The sequence below is a fragment of the Streptomyces sp. NPDC004539 genome, assembly GCF_040610055.1.
Classification (GTDB): domain Bacteria; phylum Actinomycetota; class Actinomycetes; order Streptomycetales; family Streptomycetaceae; genus Streptomyces.
In genome coordinates, this window is sequence record NZ_JBEXLS010000005.1 from 539,480 (window position 1) to 556,312 (window position 16,833).

7 protein-coding genes are annotated in these 16,833 nt (G+C 73.5%); all 7 read right to left on the bottom strand.

Annotated features, from left to right (window positions below; translation table 11 throughout):
• Positions 1 to 4: 4 nt before the first annotated feature.
• Positions 5 to 6,682, bottom strand: a complete 6,678-nt coding sequence (locus ABZX85_RS14145; RefSeq protein WP_355866671.1) for an amino acid adenylation domain-containing protein — start codon at positions 6,680 to 6,682, stop codon at positions 5 to 7.
• Positions 6,679 to 10,101: an AMP-binding protein gene (locus ABZX85_RS14150; protein ID WP_355866673.1), complete on the bottom strand. Its 3,423-nt coding sequence runs from the start codon at positions 10,099 to 10,101 to the stop codon at positions 6,679 to 6,681. The genes ABZX85_RS14145 and ABZX85_RS14150 overlap by 4 nt, the downstream gene beginning before the upstream one ends.
• On the bottom strand, positions 10,098 to 12,380 hold the full coding sequence (locus tag ABZX85_RS14155) for a pyridoxal-phosphate dependent enzyme (RefSeq protein ID WP_355866676.1): 2,283 nt from the start codon (positions 12,378 to 12,380) through the stop codon (positions 10,098 to 10,100). The genes ABZX85_RS14150 and ABZX85_RS14155 overlap by 4 nt, the downstream gene beginning before the upstream one ends.
• 2 nt (positions 12,381 to 12,382) lie before the next feature.
• Positions 12,383 to 13,462 carry a kinase gene (locus ABZX85_RS14160; protein ID WP_355866679.1) on the bottom strand — a complete coding sequence of 360 codons (1,080 nt, stop codon included), beginning with the start codon at positions 13,460 to 13,462 and terminating at the stop codon, positions 12,383 to 12,385.
• Between the two features lie 23 nt (positions 13,463 to 13,485).
• Positions 13,486 to 15,048, bottom strand: coding sequence for a lyase family protein (locus ABZX85_RS14165; protein ID WP_355866681.1), 1,563 nt, complete (start codon positions 15,046 to 15,048; stop codon positions 13,486 to 13,488).
• Positions 15,003 to 15,932 carry a 2-oxoglutarate and iron-dependent oxygenase domain-containing protein gene (locus ABZX85_RS14170; RefSeq protein ID WP_355866684.1) on the bottom strand — a complete coding sequence of 310 codons (930 nt, stop codon included), beginning with the start codon at positions 15,930 to 15,932 and terminating at the stop codon, positions 15,003 to 15,005. The genes ABZX85_RS14165 and ABZX85_RS14170 overlap by 46 nt, the downstream gene beginning before the upstream one ends.
• Positions 15,933 to 16,017: 85 nt before the next feature.
• Positions 16,018 to 16,833 (bottom strand): biotin/lipoyl-containing protein (locus ABZX85_RS14175; RefSeq protein ID WP_355866687.1); only part of this gene is annotated, 816 nt, incomplete at its 5' end.

Genomic DNA, 16,833 nt, shown 5'->3' on the forward strand with positions numbered 1-16,833 from the left:
TCGGTCAGAAGGTGAGCAGCAGGGCCGTGAGGAGGCCCTCGGACTCCAGGCGTTCGAAGAACGCGGGCCAGTGCGGGGAGTCGGCGACCGCGGCCACCCGGTCCGGGTGGGCGAAGTCCAGCGTCTCGCCGGTGAGTTGGGTCCAGACGCGGGCGAGTTCCGCGTGTTCCCGCTCGGTGGCCAGGGTGATGTCGGCGAGGGGGCGGTCCGGGTCGTCGAGGAAGACGTCGAGGACGCGGGCGACGGCGTCGGTGAGGCGGTGTGCGGTGGCCTCGGTGAAGAGGGTGGCGTCGTACTGGACGTCGAGGCGCAGCCGGTCTCCTTCGAGGAAGCGGAAGAGCAGGTCGAAGAGGCTGGTCCGCGGCGGTACTTGTTCCAGGGAGGCCGTCACTCCGGGGAGCCGGTCGAGTTCGACGGGGAAGTTGTCCACGGTCACGATCACCTGGACGAGCGGCGGGAGTCCGGGCCGGCGGGGGACGCCGGTCGTGCGGACGATCTCCTGGAGCGGGGAGAGCTGGTGCTCCAGGGCCGCGAGGGCGCTCGTGGTGACGGTGTCGAGGAGGTGGGTGGAGCCCCGGTCGAGGTCGAGGCGGTAGCGGCAGGGCAGGGTGTTGGCGAAGAAGCCGAGGAGGTGCTCGGTGCCGGGGACGGAGCGGCCGGCGACCGCGCTGCCGAGGACCACGTCGGTCTGCCGGCTGAGGCGGGCCAGGACGACGGCGGTGGCGGCCTGGACGAGCATGAAGAGGGTGCTGCGGCGGGCGCGGGCGAGGCCGGTGAGGCGGCGGGTGGTGGTCTCGTCCCAGGTCCGGGTCGTCCCTCCGGGGGTGCGGGCCCGGTCCTCGGTGCGTTCGTGGTCGGTGAGGAGGGGGAGTTCGCCGGAGTAGCCGTCCAGGTAGTCGCGCCAGAACGCGGTCTCCTCGGCGGCGCCTGCCGTCAGGCGGGCGTGCTGCCAGGCGGCGTAGTCGCCGTACTGGACGGGGAGTTCGGGCAGCCGGGGCGGGCGTCCCTCCTGGTGGGCCTGGTACGCCTCGGCGATCTCGCGGACGGCGACGTCGATGGACCAGCCGTCGGAGACGACGTGGTGGCTGCTCCACAGCAGGATGTGCTCGGTCGGCGAGAAGGAGTACAGGCGGATCACGGCGAGCGGGCCGCGCTCCAGGTCGTAGCGGTGCGCGGCGGCCCGCTCGCGGACGTGCCGGGCCGGGTCGGCGGGCCGTTCGGTGACCTCCTCGGTCTCCAGGCGGACCCGGGCCGCCGGGTCGGGCACCTGGTGGGGTACGCCGTCGCGGGCGGCGAGGCGCATGGTGAGGATCTCGTGGCGGTCGACGAGGGTGTCGACCGCGTGCCGCAGTGCCTCGACGTCGACGGGGCCGTCGAGGTGGAGCAGCGCGACGCCTTCGTAGGAGCGGTCGTCGGGGTCGAGCTGGTGGAGGAACCACAGGCTGGCCTGGTTGCCGGCGAGCGGGAACTCGGTGCGGTCTGCCTGCCGGGGGATCTCGGCGGCGGGCCGGCCGGGTCCGGTGGCGCACAGGGCGGCGAGCCGGCGCGGGGTCGGGTTGTCGAAGAGGGCCCGCAGCGGGAGGTCCACGCCGAGCCGTTCGCGCAGCCGGGCGATCACCTGGGTGGCGTGCAGGGAGTGGCCGCCGAGGGCGAAGAAGTCGGTGGTGGCGCCGGGGCGGTCGGTGAGGCGCAGGACGGAGGTCCAGATGTCGGCGATCTCGGCCTCGGCGGGTGTCGCGGGCGCGTCGTCCGCGTGTGCGGGGGCGGCGGTGACGAGGCTGTCGACGTCACGGGCGGCGAGGGCCTTGGTGTCGGTCTTGCCGTTGGTGTTGCGGGGCAGTTCGTCGAGGCGGATCAGGAAGTCGGGGACGGCGTAGCGGGGCAGGACCTTCGCGAGGCGGTCGCGGACGTCGGCCGGGGTGACGTCCAGCCGGACGAGGGCGCCGGCCCCGCCGGGGGCTCCCGAGGTTCCGGGGGCATCTTCGGCGATCTTCGGGACGTAGAAGGCGACGAGCTGTCTGCCGCGTCCCTCGTCGAAGACTCGGGCGATGACGGCGCTCTCCTGGAGGTCGTCGAGGGCGGCGAGGGCGGCCTCGATCTCGCCGAGTTCGACGCGCTGGCCCCGGATCTTCAGCTGGCTGTCGATACGGCCCAGGAACTCGTAGCCTCCGTCGGCCAGTTGGCGGGCCCGGTCGCCGGTGCGGTAGGCGAGGACGGCGGGGTCGCCGGCGAACGGGTCGGGCACGAACGCCTTGGCGGTGCGCTCGGGGTCGTTGAGGTATCCGGCGCCGACGACCAGGCCGCCGACGTACAGCTCGCCGGGGGTGCCGACGGGTACCGGCTCGCGGTGGCCGTCGAGGACGTACACGGCGGAGTTGCGGATCGGGCGGCCGAGCTGGACGCAGGAGACTCCTTCGTCGACGTCCTCGGTGACGGGGTGGTGGGTGACGTCGTCGGAGATCTCCGTGGCACCCCACATGTTGAGGAAGCGGGTCTCGGGCAGCAGCCGCCGGAAGGTGTTGACGGTCTTCGGGGCGAGGGCCTCGCCCGCGCAGACCACCCAGCGCAGCGCGAGCCCGGCGAAGGCGGCCGGCCCGTGGTGGGCGAGTTCGGCGTTGAGGACGTTCAGGACGGACGGGGAGACCTCCAGGATCGTCACCCGGTCGTCGGCGAGCGCCCGCAGCAGGCGGGGCGGGTCCTGGCTGATCTCGTCCGGGTAGACGACGGTCGCGCCGCCGACGGTGAGGGGGGCGAGCATCTGCCAGACCGAGATGTCGAAGGTGGCGGCGGCGTCCTGGGAGACGAGGTCGTCCGCGCCGATGTCCAGCGCGTCGATCTTCGCCTCGATGTGGTTGAGCATGCCGTCGTGCCGGATCAGCGCGCCCTTGGGCTCACCGGTGGAGCCGGAGGTGAAGGTGACGTACGCGCTGTCCTTCCCCGACGGCACCGGGCCCGTGTACGGGGCGTGCCCCGCCGAGTCCGCGAGCACCCGGCGCAGGCCGAGCACGGGGACCGGGCCGGCGGCCTCGGTGAGGGCCTCGGTGAACGTGTCGTCGGCGATGATCAGCGCGGCCTCGCTGGTCCGCAGCATGCTGGCGACGCGCGGGACGGGGCCCGCGGGCAGCGGGAGGTGGACGGCGCCGGTGCGCATGATCGCCATGGCGGCGGTGAGGAAGCCGAGTCCGCGGCCCGCGCCGAGGCCGACCACCGTGCCGGGTCCGGCGCCGAGTCCGGCCAGGTGACCGGCGAGTTCACCGACCCTGGCGGCGAGGGTGCGGTAGTCGAGGGTGTCCGGTCCGCAGACGGCGGCGGTGCGGTCGGCGTACCGGACGGCTGCCTCCTCGAACCGCTCGAACCAGCCGCCCGCCGACAGCGGCCGGGGCGCCGGGTCACCGAACCCGGCGAGCAGGTCCCGCCACTGCTCCTCCCCTAGCAGCTCCCGCCGGGAGGGCACCCGGTGCAGCGAGGTGACGGCGCTCTCCAGGACCGTGCGGTACAGGGCGGCGACGTCCCGCAGCTGCCGCTCGGTGAGCCGCTCCATGTTGGCTTCGAGGTCGAGGGCGAGGAGTCCGCTGAAGGGGTCCTTGTTGAACTCGGCGCGCAGCGTGAAGTTGGTGTGGATGTACGCCTCGGCGTCCAGGACCTCCAGGTCGGTGGCGGCGGCGAGGCGCTGGTAGCTGTGGAAGTGGGTGTAGTTGAAGCTGATGTCGGTCAGTTCCCGGATGCCGGTGAGCCGCTGGATCTCGGCGAGCGGGTAGCGGCGCATCGGCAGCAGCGCCGTCTCCTTCTCCAGCGCGGCGCGGATCAGGTCGCTCCAGCGGACGCCGTGGCTGCGCAGCCGGTAGGGGACCATGTTGAGGTGCAGGCCGTAGACGTCGGTCCCGCCCTCGCCCTCGAACCGGCCGTTGGAGGCGACCCCGAGGACGACGTCGTCCCGGCCGGTCAGCAGGGAGACGACGCGGGCCTGGGCGGCGATCAGGACGTGCCGGACGGTCACGCCGCAGGAGCGGGCGACCTGGTCGAGGCCGTCGGACAGCTCGGGGGTGATGTCGACGCTGAGGAAGCCCATCGTGCCCTCGTGGACGTCGGCGGCGCCGGTGGCGAGCCTCGGCAGCAACGCCGGTTCGGCGCCGTCGAGTTCGGCGGCCCAGAAGGCGCGGACGTCGGGGTCGCGCAGGGCGCGCTGCTCCAGGGCGATGAAGTCGGCGTAGCGGCGGGCGGGGCGCGGGGCGGGCTGCGTGCGGTCCCCGTTCTTCGACGCCCAGTAGTCGGTCATGAGCTCCGTCATGAGGGACGCCTCGCTCCAGCCGTCGAGGAGGGCGTCGTGGAAGCTCATGGAGAACACGAACACCTCGTCGCTGAGGACGTGGGTGTGGAACCGGGTCAGCGGTGGCCGCGCCCAGTCGTAGGGCACCTGTTCCTCGCGGGCGTGCCACGCCGTCAGCTCCGCCTCCTGTTCGGCGGGCGGGAGGCGGGTGAGGTCGGTGACGGTGAGGGCGGTGGCTGCCGTGCGGTGCACGAGTTGCAGGGGTTCGGAGTGGCCGGTCAGGTCGAAGGAGGTGCGCAGGATGTCGTGGCGGTCGACGAGGCGGGTGATCGCCTGTTCCAGGGCCGCGTGGTCGTAGGTGTCCCGGAAACGGAACGTGAAGACGTCGCAGTACATGTTGACGCCGGGGCGGTAGGCGCTGTGGAAGAGCAGGCCGGCCTGGAGGACGCCGACGGGGTAGGCGTCCTCGATGCCGTCGGCCGTGGCGAGGCGGGCCCGGTCCTCGGCGCCGAGGAGGCTGAACGGGGCGACGGGCTCCTCCCCCGCCGGGGCCTGGTCGGCGACGGCCGCGAGGGCTTTGGGGGTCTGGAGGGAGTAGATGTCGGCGAGGTCGAGGGCGAGGCCGCGCTGTTCGGCGGTGGCCCGGAGTTTCAGGGCCAGGATGGAGTCGCCGCCGACGCCGAAGAACGAGTCGTTGTCGGTGACGCCCCGGACGCCGAGGACGTCCTCGTACAGGGCGACGAGGGTGCCGACGACGCCGTCCGCGGCGGGGGTCCCGGTGGGTGGGGTGGTCTCCCGCAGGCTGCCCTCGACGGTCGGGGCGGGCAGCCGGGCCTTGTCGACCTTGCCGTTGATGTTGAGGGGCAGGGCGTCCAGGGGGACGACGAAGGCGGGGATCATGTAGTGCGGCAGCCGCTCCCTGAGGCGCGCGAAGAGCCGGCCGGCGTCGAGCCCCTCCTCGGGGACGACGTAGGCGACGATCCGGGGGCCGCCCGCATCGGTGGTCGCGCGGGCCGGGACGGTGCCCCGGACGAGGCTGCGGATACGGGTGATCTCGGCCGAGACGGTCCGCTCCTTCAGCACCGGGTTCGCGGGGGCGGCCGGGACGGTGGCGACGACGGCCGCGTGCCGGACACCGGGGACGTCGGTCAACGCCGAGCGGATCTCGCCGAGTTCGACCCGGAAGCCGCGGATCTTGACCTGGTCGTCCTTGCGCCCGTGGTACTCGTACTCCCCGTCCGGCGTCAGCCTGGCCAGGTCTCCGGACCGGTATCCCCTTCCGTGGCCCGGCAGTTCGACGAACCGCTCCCGGTTCAGCTCGGGCCGCTTCAGATAGCCGAGGCTGACGCCCGCGCCGATCACCACGATCTCGCCGGTCGTCCCGGCGGGCACCTCCGCGAGATCCTCGTCCAGCAGCAGGAAGCCGTACCCGTCCAGCGGCGCCCCGATCAGCGAGGCGCTCTCCTCGACGTCCCGCGCGCGCACCCGGCGGAAGGTCGCGTGCACGGTCGTCTCGGTGATCCCGTACATGTTGACCAGACCGGGCGCCTCGTCGCCGTACTTGCGCACCCAGGCCCGCAGGTCGGAGAAGTACAGGGCCTCCCCCGCGAACACGACCCAGCGCAGCGGCAGCCGCTCCTCGTGCCGGCTGTCCTCGGCCCACAACTGCTGGAAGGCGGTGGGTGTCTGCGTCAGCACGGTCGCCCCGGACCCCCGCAGCAACTCCCGGAAGGCGACCGGGTCCTTGGCGGTCTCCTTCGGTACGACGACGACCGTGCCGCCGTACAGGAGCGCGCCCCAGGTCTCCCAGACCGAGAGGTCGAAGGAGAAGGAGTGGAACAGCGGCCACACGTCGTCGGGCCCGAAGCCGAAGGGTTCCTCGCAGGCGGCGAGGAGCGTGAGGAGGTTGCCGTGGGAGACCTGAACTCCCTTGGGACGACCGGTCGTTCCCGAGGTGAAGATGATGTAGGCGCAGGTGTCACGGGTGCTGACGGCCACCGGCTTCGCCACCGGCAGCGGATCGTCCACGTAAACGGCCGGAACACCTTCCGGGACCCGGTCCGCCAGCGCCCGGGACGTGATCACGACCGCCGGTTCCGCGTCCTCCACGATCAACTCCAGGCGCGCGGCCGGAGTTTCGGGATCGAGAGGCACGTACGCGCACCCCGCCCGCACCACCGCCAGAGCGGCGGCCACCAGCCACGCCGAGCGCTCCAGCAGAATCCCCACCGGACGGCCGCCGGCGTCCAAGGACGCGGCGAGACCTCCCGCGATCTCGTCCAACTCCTGGTAGGTCCACGCCATTTCACCGTCCCGTACCGCCACCCGGTCCGGGAACGCCGCGAGCGACGCCGCGAAGGCTCCCGCCAGATCGTCGGCGGACGCCACGCTGCCGGCCTTGTCGTTGCGCTTCATCGCGAACCTCCGGACGTCTCGTTGGGGGATGGGGCGGTTAGTTCGTCGAGGGCGGTGCGGAACTCGTCGCGGACGTGGGCCGCGACGTTCTCGGGGACCGCGTCGCGCTGGTACTGGAGGCGGAACACGAGCCGGTCGCCATGCCGGGCGCCGTAGAGGCTGAGGGCGAAGGCGACGTCGCGCGGCGGCAGGTCGACGGCTCGCAGCTCGACCCCGCCGAAGGTCTGGCGGCAGCCGCTCCAGGGGATCGCGAACCCGTCGTCGAGTCGGTCGTCGGCGGACTGCTGGAAGGTGAACGTCGCCTGGAACAGAGGGTGTTGGCCCTGCCGTTCGGGGGCGAGGGCCTTCAGCAGGCGGGCGAGCGGGATGTCCGCGGCGTCGAGGGCGGTGCGCAGTTCGCGCCGGGTGCGTTCGGTGAGGGCGTCGAGTCCGTCGCCGTCGGTGAAGTCGCCCTTCAGGGGCAGCATGTTGACGAGGTAGCCGACCGTCTCGGCGTACCGCCAGTCGCCCCGGCCGTGGTGCGGTGTGCCGATGACGATCTCGCGGTGTCCGGTCGCCCGGTGCAGGGCGCGCAGATAGGCGGCGGCGAGGAGGACGAACGGGGTGTGCCCGTGGGCACGGGCCCGGTCGTGGAGGGCGCGGGTGGTCGTGGCCTCCACCGCGAAGTCGAGCACCTGCGCGGGGTTGCGGCGGCGTCTGCCCGGGGGTGTCGGGAAGAGGAGGCGATCGCGCGAGGGGTGCCAGCGCGCGGCGAGTTCGGCGAGCCGACCGGCCTGCGCGTCTCGCGAACGGGCCTGCTCGGCGGCCCACCCGGCGGGACCGGGGACGGGGGCGGAGGCCGGACCGGTGCCGGGACCGGCCTCCGCACGAGCCTTCCCCCCGGCCTCCCGACCCGCTCCCTCCCGGCCCTCGCCGTCTCCGGGATCGCCCCCGAGAAGGTCCCCGAGGATTCCCGCCAGGACGATCCGCAGCGACCAGTAGTCGGCCACGGCGTGATGGCAGGCCAGCAGCAGGAAGGTGGCGTCGGGGGTGAGGACGGCGGCGGCCCGGACGAGGGGGCCGGCCGTCAGGTCGAACCTCCGGAACGCGGCCCGGCCCAGCAGGCGGTGGATCTCCTCCGGGTCCTCGCAGCCGTGTTCCCAGAGGGTGAGGTCCGGTGGAAGGCTCTCGTGGACGATCTGGGTGCCGCTGCCCATCGGCCCGAGGACGGTCCGCAGCGCGGGGTGCCGGTGCTGGGCGGCGGTGAGGGCGGCCCGCAGCCGCTCCGGCTCCAGCCGGCGGGCGATACGGACGGCCGTGGGGAGGATGTTGGCCGTGTCCTCGGGGAGGAGTTCGTCGCCGAAGGCGAGCTGGATCTGCCCCTCGGACGCGGGGTGGCTGCCGGGGACGTCGTCCGGGGCGGCCGTCACACCGAACGCCGCCACCGCGCGGCCCCCCTCGGAGAGTTCCCCGGCGATCTCGTCCAGGGACCGGTCCCCGTGGAAGAGACCGGGTGCCAGGGGCCGGCCCAGGACCCGTTCGGCGCCCGACTTGAGCGCGACCAGCCGCAGCGAGTCCAGCCCGAGCGCGGCCAGCGGCCGGCGGCGGTCGTCCGCGCCGACGTCGTACCCCAACTGCGCGGCGGCGAGCCGGCCGAGGAGTTCGCCGGGGGACCCGCCGCCGTCCTCCGCCGGCTCCGCGGCGGAGGGACGGGGCCGTACGACGGGCCGCAGCCGCCCGTCCAGGTGGCGCCGCCGGCACTCGGCGCGGCGGATCTTCCCGCTGGACGTCTTCGGCAGGGAGCCGGGGAAGACGAGGACGACGTCGGCGAGGTGGACGTCGCACTCGGTGCCCACCTCCCGCCGGACCCGCTCCACCAGCGCCCGGCCCGCCGTCCCGTCGTCGGCGCGCAGCGCGCCGACGCCCTCGCGGGTCGTCTCCAGGACGAGGACGACGTCCCGCTCCCCGGGGTCCGGCTGGAACGCGGCGGCGGCGCCGGGCCGCAGCAGCGGGGAGGCGAGGGAGCCGACGCTCTCCAGGTCGTGCGGGTGGAAGTTGCGTCCGGCGACGATGATCAGGTCCTTGCTGCGGCCCACCGGGTAGAGCTGTCCGTCGAGGAGGGCGCCGAGGTCCCCGGTACGCAGGAACGTCCCCTCGTGCCCGGTGATCCGGGCCCGGAAGGTCTCCTCGCCGGCGGCGTCACCCCAGTAGCCGTGGGCGACACCCGGCCCCTGTACGCAGATCTCGCCGACGTGTCCGTCGGGCAGCGGGCCGCCGTCCTCGCCTCGGACGACGACCGCGGTGTCGAGGGCGGCGCCGCCCGCGGAGACGATCTCGACGGTGTCCGCGCCGGTGCCGGGGGCGGGGAGGAGGCGTCCCTGTTCGACGCCCCGGCGGTCGAACCGGCCGGTGCGGTGGCCGGCGCCCGGGGCGGCGCCGGTGACGAAGAGGGTGGCCTCGGCGAGGCCGTAGCAGGGGTGCGGGGCGCGCGGGTCGAGGCCGTGTCCGGCGTAGCGGTCGGCGAAGTCGCGCAGGGTCCGGCCGCTGACGGGTTCGGCGCCGTTGAACGCGATCCGCCAGGAGCCGAGGTCGGTGCCCGCGAGCCGCTCGGGGTCGTGGCGGTCGATCAGGAGCTGGTAGGCGAAGTTCGGTCCGCCGGAACAGGTGGCGCCGAAGCGGTCGATCGCCAGCGGCCAGATCAGCGGGTCGTGGACGAAGGAGAACGTGTCGAGGAGGACCGCCGGGACGCCTTGGTGGAGGGGGAGCAGGGCCGTGCCGATGAGGCCCATGTCGTGGTAGAGCGGCAGCCAGCTGAGGATGACGTCGTCGGGGCGGATGCCGAACCCGGCGGCGATGGCCGTCTCGTTCGCCACCAGGTTGCGGTGGCCGACCATCACGCCCTTGGGGTTGCCGGTGGAGCCGGAGGTGTACTGGAGGAACGCGAGGTCGTCGGCGCCGGGTTCGACGGGCCGGGGCAGTGCGGGCCCGCCGGAGAGGGCCGTCTCGGCGGTGTGCACGGGCAGCCCGCCGGGCAGGGTGTCGCCGAGTTTCCCGGCGAGGATCTCGGTGGTGAGGGCGAGCGCGGGACGGCAGTCGCGGACGACGGCCTCGACGCGGTCGAGCCGGGCGCCGGGGCGGGGCGCGTAGAGCGGGACGGCGGTGACGCCGGCGCACAGGCAGCCGAGGAACGCGGCGAGGTAGTCGATACCGGGCGGGAACAGCAGCAGGACCCGGTCGCCGGGGCGGGCGGCGGCCCGGAGGTGGGCGGCGATCCTGAGCGCCGACGTCTCCAGCTCGCGGTAGGTGACGGTGTGTTCGACGGCGAGTCCGGCGCCGATGAACGTGTACGCGGTGGTGTCGGGGCGTTCGCGGGCCCAGTGGGTGAGGGCGGCGGGCAGGGAGGCGAACGCGACGGGCGGGCGGGCGGTGACGTCGGTCATCGTGCCGTCGCCTCCCGGGCCGTGCGGATCTCGGGGGTCAGCAGGCCGACGGCTTCGGCGCACGCCTTGACGACCTGGGTGGGCGAGTCGCCGCTCACGATGACGTGGCCGAGCCGGTCGTAGGCGTCGCGGGGCGGGCGTACGGCGGTGCCGGGGCGGGCGGTGACGGTGACCTGGTGGACGCCGTCGGTGTCGCGGGCGGCCTCGACGCCGGTGAAGCCGGTGAGTTCGCCCGCACGGTCGGCCAGCAGGAACTGGATGCCGGCGTGCCGGACGGGTTCCGTGAACGGCTCCGGGGGCAGGCCGAGGGCGGCGCGCAGGTGCTGGTCGAGGAGGCGGGTGCCGGTGGCGAGACGGACCAGTTCGGGGATCATGCCGCCGGCCATCCGGGCGTTGACCTCGACGATCGCCGGTCCGTCGGCGGTGAGCCGCACCTCGGTGTGGGTGGCGCCGAGTCCGATCCCGGCGCAGTGCACGGCCCGCCGTGCGACGTCCTCCACCTGCCGGGCGAGGGCCGGGGAGAGCGGGGCGGGGAAGAGGTGGCGGTGCTCGACGAAGTACGGGGCGCCGGTGACGCTCTTCTCGGTGATGCCGACGCACCGGGTCTCGCCCCGCAGGCCGAACAGCTCGACGCTGTACTCGGGCCCTTCCAGGTACTCCTCGACCAGGGCGACACCGGCCGTCGGCAGCCCCCTGGCGTTGACCTCGGCGGCGAGGACGAGGGCGGTCTGCCGCTCGGCCTCCGCCACCGTGGCGCACAGCCGTACGTTCGTGGAGCCGGACTCGTCGGCCGGTTTCACCACGCACGGCAGGCCCACCGCGTCGACGGCCCCGGCGACCTCGGCGACAGCGGTGACGGCCGCGAACCTCGGCTGCGGAACCCCGGCCTCGGCGAGCAGCCGCCGCAGCGCCGACTTGTCGCGGCAGGCGGCGACCGCCGCGACGGGGTTGCCGGGCAGCCCCAGCCAGCCGGCCAGGTCGGCGACGACGGGGACGTAGAAGTCGCTGGTGGTGGTGATACCCGCGATCTCCTCGCGGCGGAACCGGTCCTGGATGTGCCGGCGCAGCTCGGGAAGGGAGTTGGTGTCGCAGCGCAGGACCTCGCACTCCGTGTCGGCGAGCCCCGCGTACCGTTCGGGCGCGCTCGTCAGCAGGACGGGTTCGGCCCCGAGGCGGCGGGCGGTCTCCAGGGCGAGCATGCCGGTGCCGGTGGTGTTGGACTCGACGAACAGCAGACGCCGGGTCAGTCCGCCGGTGCCGTCCCCGTCGCGGGTGCGGCGCGACCAGCCGTGGACGACCTGCCCGGGCGCCGCGAGCCGCGGGGCGGGCGCGGTGTCCTGCTCGCGCAGCCCTTCGCGGGCCCAGTAGGCGTCGCTGTGGACGGTGTCCGTGTAGCGGTCGCCGCGGTCGGGGAGGATGCCGACGATACGGGTGCCGGGTTCGGCGCGGGCGGCGAGGTCGCCCAGCACCCGGTAGACGGAGCCGGAGGTGTTCCCGGCGAAGATCTGCTGCTCGCGGGCGAGGGCGCGGGTCGACGCGAACGCCTCGGCGTCGCTCAGCCAGTGCACCTCGTCGATCAGCCGCCGGTCGAGGTTCTTCGGCAGCAGGCTGTTGCCGAGTCCGCTCTGCCGCCGGCCGGGCAGGTCGGGCTGGCCGAACAGGACGCTGCCGACGGCGTCCACGCCGACGACCTTCAGGGCGGGCAGGCTCTCCTTGAGGGCGCGGGCGGTGCCGCACAGGGAGCCGCCGCTGCCGACCGAGCCGACGAGCACGTCGACCGGGCCGAGGTCGGCGAGGATCTCGGCGGCGAGCTGCCGGTAGGCGCCGGGGTTGTCCGGGTTGCTGTACTGCTGCGGCCAGAACGCGCCCGGCAGTTCCGCGAGGAGCCGGTCGAGTGCCTCCAGCCGGGCGCTCTGCCAGCCCTGTGCGCTCATCGCCTCGACGACGTGGACCCGGCAGCCGAGGGCGTGGAGTTTGGCGAGGGTGACCTCGTCGATCCGGGGGTCGGTGACGATGTGCACGTCGTGGCCGAGGGAGGTGCCGACGAGGGCGATGCCGAGCGCCATCGTGCCGGAGGAGCTCTCGATGATGGGGGCGCCCTCGCGGAGGGCGCCGGTGCGCCGCGCCTCCAGGATCATCGTGCGGGCGACACGGTCCTTCATGCCGAACAGGTTCTGGAGTTCGAGTTTCGCGTAGACGTCGACACCCGGTGCGCCGGTGTCGCGCAGACGCACCAGCGGAGTGTGCCCGATGGTGTCCACGACGCTGTCGAAGAGCATGGTCAGGTCCCTGGGTGGTGGCCGGCGGAGGTGGTGGTGACGGGTGCTTCGGGTCTTCGGGGGCCGTCGTCGCCGTCCGGCTCGGGCTCCGGGCCCAGCGAGCGGTAGACGGAGACGCTGCCGGTGAGCGCGGCGCACGCCTTGCGGACGTGGGCGACGCGGTCGATGTGCTCGGCGCCGTCGCCCGCGAGGAGGACGCCGAGGTTGGTGCCGCTGTGGGCGAGGACCAGACCGAGGCCGCCGGCGTCCCGGCAGATGTCCAGGAGGTCGTCGAAGTGCTCCCGGGGGGCGTGCGGGGCGTGCATCTGCGCGCTGCGGGTGGCGATCGCGCCGACCGTCCGCAGGTCGCCGTCGCGCACGGCCGCCGTCAGCTCCCGCAGCAGCCGGGCGTACTCCCGCTTGTCGGTCGTGCTGCGGGCCCGCTTCGTCCGGTTGAACAGGACGGTGTCGACGGTGCCGCCGGTGTCGTGGGCGACGATCGTGAGCGGCGGGAGGAAGCCCAGCCGCTCCCTCAGGCGTACCTCACGGTGGTAGAAGGTGACGATCCCCGGGTACATGACGCCGTCCGACGGCTCGATGTCCCGCAGGAACGCCTCTATCTCCCGGCCGGTGAAGCGGATGCCGTACGTCTCGCCGACCGCGCGGGCGGTGGCGACGAGGTCGGCGGAGGAGCTGGCGAGGCCCTTGCCCTCGGGGAGGGTCGTGGTGATCCGCAGGAGTCCGCCGCCGGGGCGGCCTAGGGCGCCGAGGACATGTTCGGCGAGCCGGCGGGACTTCGTCTTGTGCGGCGGCTGGACGATGACGTCCCGCAGGGCGGGCAGCGGCCGGAACTCTGCGCGGGAGGAGCGGGTGATCGGGAAGGTGACGAGGAAGTCCCGGTCGTCGTCCGGCAGTACGCCCTGGAGCAGCTCACCGAAGGTCCCGTTCGCGACACCGACCCCGGCACCGCCGCGGGCACCGGCACGGGCTTCGGCACGGGCTTCGGCACCGGCGCGGGCACTGCCATCCGCACGTGCACCCGCACCGACACCGGCATCGGCGCCTGCACCGCCCCCGGTCCCGGCCCCGGCCCGTCCGTCCACCCCCCACCGTCCCCCTCCCCCGCTCATCCCGCGCCCCCGCTCCCCGGCCCCGCCAGGCCCAGCCGGTGGTCCGTCTCCGCGAGGCCCGCGCGCACCCGCGCACCGCGCCGCTCCCACTCGGCGCACCGCTCGTCGAGGAGGGCCCGCTGCCCGGCCAGCACCTCCCGCACCGCGTCCGGATGCGCCGACCCCGCCGACCGCTTGCGGCGCAGGCTCTCCTCAACGTCGAAGGCGAGCGCCAACGCACCCCCGGGATCGGCGAGTTCGACCCCGTGCCCGGCCGCGACCCCCCGCAGCAGCCCGGCGTCCCCCGGACTCGGCGCGACTCCCCGCTCGACAGCGGCCACGATGTACCGCCCGGCGATGACCTGCGCCCGCCGCCAGGGCACCCCCTCGTCCAGCGTCAGCAGATTGGCGAGCGTGAACCCGCCGAGATACTCCCGCTCGCACACCGCCCGCATCCGCCCCGCGTCGAACCGCAGGTTCTCCAGCACGGCCCGGAACATCCGCAGCACACTGCGTACGGCGGTGAACGCGGCCAAGAGATGCGCGCCGGCCTCCTTGGAGACCTCGACCGAGTTGGAGTACGGCGTGTTGCGCTGGCCCAGGACGACGTCGAGGTGGAAGGCGCCGAGGTGGGCGGTCCGGCCCCGGACCCGCTCCAGGACCGGGAAGTTCTTCTTCTGCGGCATCGCGGAGGAGATCCCGGACATGTCGTCGGGCAGGTCGACGAACCCGGACGCGCCGCTGCCCCAGTTCATGAGGTCGGTGGCGAACCGGCTCAGCGGGACCCCGAGGACGGAGAACTCGGCGGTGACCTCGACCGCCCAGTCCCGGGAGGCCACCGACGGCAGGGCGTGCGGCCGGGCGGCCCGGAACCCGAGCAGCTCCGCCATGTCGTCGCGGTCCCAGGGGAGTTCCTGTCCCGCCATCGCACCGGCGCCGAGCGGGCACAGGTCGATCCCGTCGTAGGTCGCGAGCAGCCGGCCCAGGGTGTGGACGATCTGCTCGCCGACGGCGGCCAGGTAGAACCCGGGGGTGATGACCTGCGCGGTCTGGAGGTGGGTGTGGCCGGGCATGGGGAGGGTGAGGTGCTCACCGGCGACCCGGTGCACGGTCCGCGCGAACTCGGTCAACTCCGCTGCCGTGCGCTGGAGTTGGTCGCGGGCGAAGAGGAGCTGCGCGCACGCCTGGAGGTCGTTGCGGCTGCGGTCCACGTGCCAGGCGGGGACAGGGACGGTCAGCCGGCGCTCCACGTGGCGTTCCAGGGCGAACGCGATGTCCGACATGTTGTCGTCCGGGTCCGCCCGCAGACTCTCGGCGGTGACCTCCGACAGGAGCCGCCCCAGTTCGGTGAGCCGTTCCTCGGGGACGACGCCCAGGCGCCCGTACTCGACGACGAGGACCTTCTCGACGGCGACGTACCAGGGCAGCAGGTGTTCGGCCTCGTAGGCGAACTGCGGGGCGAGGGTCTCCTCGTGGAGCAGCGCGCTCGGCGGCAGGGAGACGCGTCCGCTGATCGGGGCGGTCCGCGCGGGGTTCACGAGGCGGCCTGGTAGGTCGTCCGCATCTTCCGCGAGAACCACTCGCCGACGGTCACCCGGCCGATGTCCGCCTCCTCGGTGCCGGCCGCCCAGGGGCGCAGCGGCTCGATGGTGGTGTCGTGGTTGGGCAGGTAGAAGAACGGGATCGAGAGGCGCGAGGGGACAGCGCCCGGGCCCGGGTCGACGACCCGGTGGACGGTCGACTTCCATCGGCCGCCGGTCCAGAAGGCCATCAGGTCACCGATGTTGACGACGAATCCGCCGGGCACGGCCGGTACGTCCAGCCACTCCCCCTCGGCCCGCCGCACCTGGAGTCCGCCGAGCGCGTCCGCGACGTACAGGACGGTCAGGCTGCCCCAGTCGGTGTGGGCCTCCCGACGCGGTCCGTCGGCCTCGGCCCTCGGGTGGTAGTGGTTCGCCAGGAGCAGTGAGACGTGCGCGTCGAACCGCCGGTCGAAGAAGTCCTCGTCGATCTCCAGAGCTCGTGCGAACAGCCGCATGATGTCCGCAGAGAGGGCCGTCATCGATGCCGTGTACTCGCCCCAGACGGCCTTGAACCCGTCGTCCGGCCAGATGTTGGCCACCTTCCAGGTCGCCGGGTAGTCCCCGAGCCGTGCGCGTTCCTCCTCGCCGAGGTCACCGGTGACGTGCGCCGCGAACGCCTCGTACGGTCCGCCAGGGCGGCGCAGTCCCGCCACTCCCGCGCCCCGGTTCGCGCTGCGTTCCTTCTCCTCCTCCGGGAGGTTGAAGAACCCCTTGGTCACGGCGTGCATCCGGGCCACCAGCTCCTCGGGCACACCGTGTCCGACGACCGTGAAGAACCCCGAGGTCTCACACGCCCGCCGCACGGCTCGCGCCACCTCGGCACGGCCGGCTTCGGACACACGGTCGGACAGATCGACGACCGGTACGAAATCGTCGGCCATGGCAGCTCCTTCGGTCGAGGGGGAGGGAGACACAGGGGGAGGCAGGGGTTTGGGGAGGGGGTCTGGGGGAGGGAGTCCGGGGGCCTCAGTCCTTGATCTCGCAGATCACCGCCCCGGAGGCCAGTGCGGCGCCGACCGCCACCGACAGCCCTTTGACCACGCCCGCCTTGTGCGCGTTCAGCGGCTGTTCCATCTTCATCGCTTCGAGGACGACGACGAGGTCCCCAGCTTCGACCCGCCGGCCGTCCTCGACGGCGACCTTGACGACGGTCCCCTGCATCGGGGAGTTGAGGGTGTCGCCGGACACCGCAGCCGCCGACTTCTTGGCGGCGCGGCGTTTCGGCTTGGCGCCCGCCGCGAGGCCCGTGCGGGCGAGGGACATGCCCAGGGAGACCGGCAGGGAGACTTCGAGACGCTTGCCGCCGACCTCGACGACGATGGTCTCGCGGTCGGCGTCGTCCTCGGTCTCCGCATCCGCGCCGGCCGAGAACGCGGGGATCTCGTTGACGAACTCGGTCTCGATCCACCGGGTGTGGACGGTGAACGGCTCGGCGGACCCGGTGAGTTCGGGAGCGAACGCCGGATCACGGACCACCGCGCGGTGGAAGGGGATGGCGGTGGCCATGCCCTCGACCTGGAACTCCTCCAGCGCGCGGGCGGCCCGCTGCAACGCCTGTTCACGGGTCGCGCCGGTCACGACCAGCTTGGCCAGCAGGGAGTCCCAGGCGGGGCCGATGACCGATCCGGACTCGACACCCGCATCCAGCCGGACACCCGGGCCCGAGGGGGGCGCGAACACGGTCACGGTGCCCGGTGCGGGCAGGAAGCCCCGGCCGGGGTCCTCGCCGTTGATGCGGAACTCGAAGGAATGGCCCCGGAGTTCGGGGTCGCCGTAGCCGAG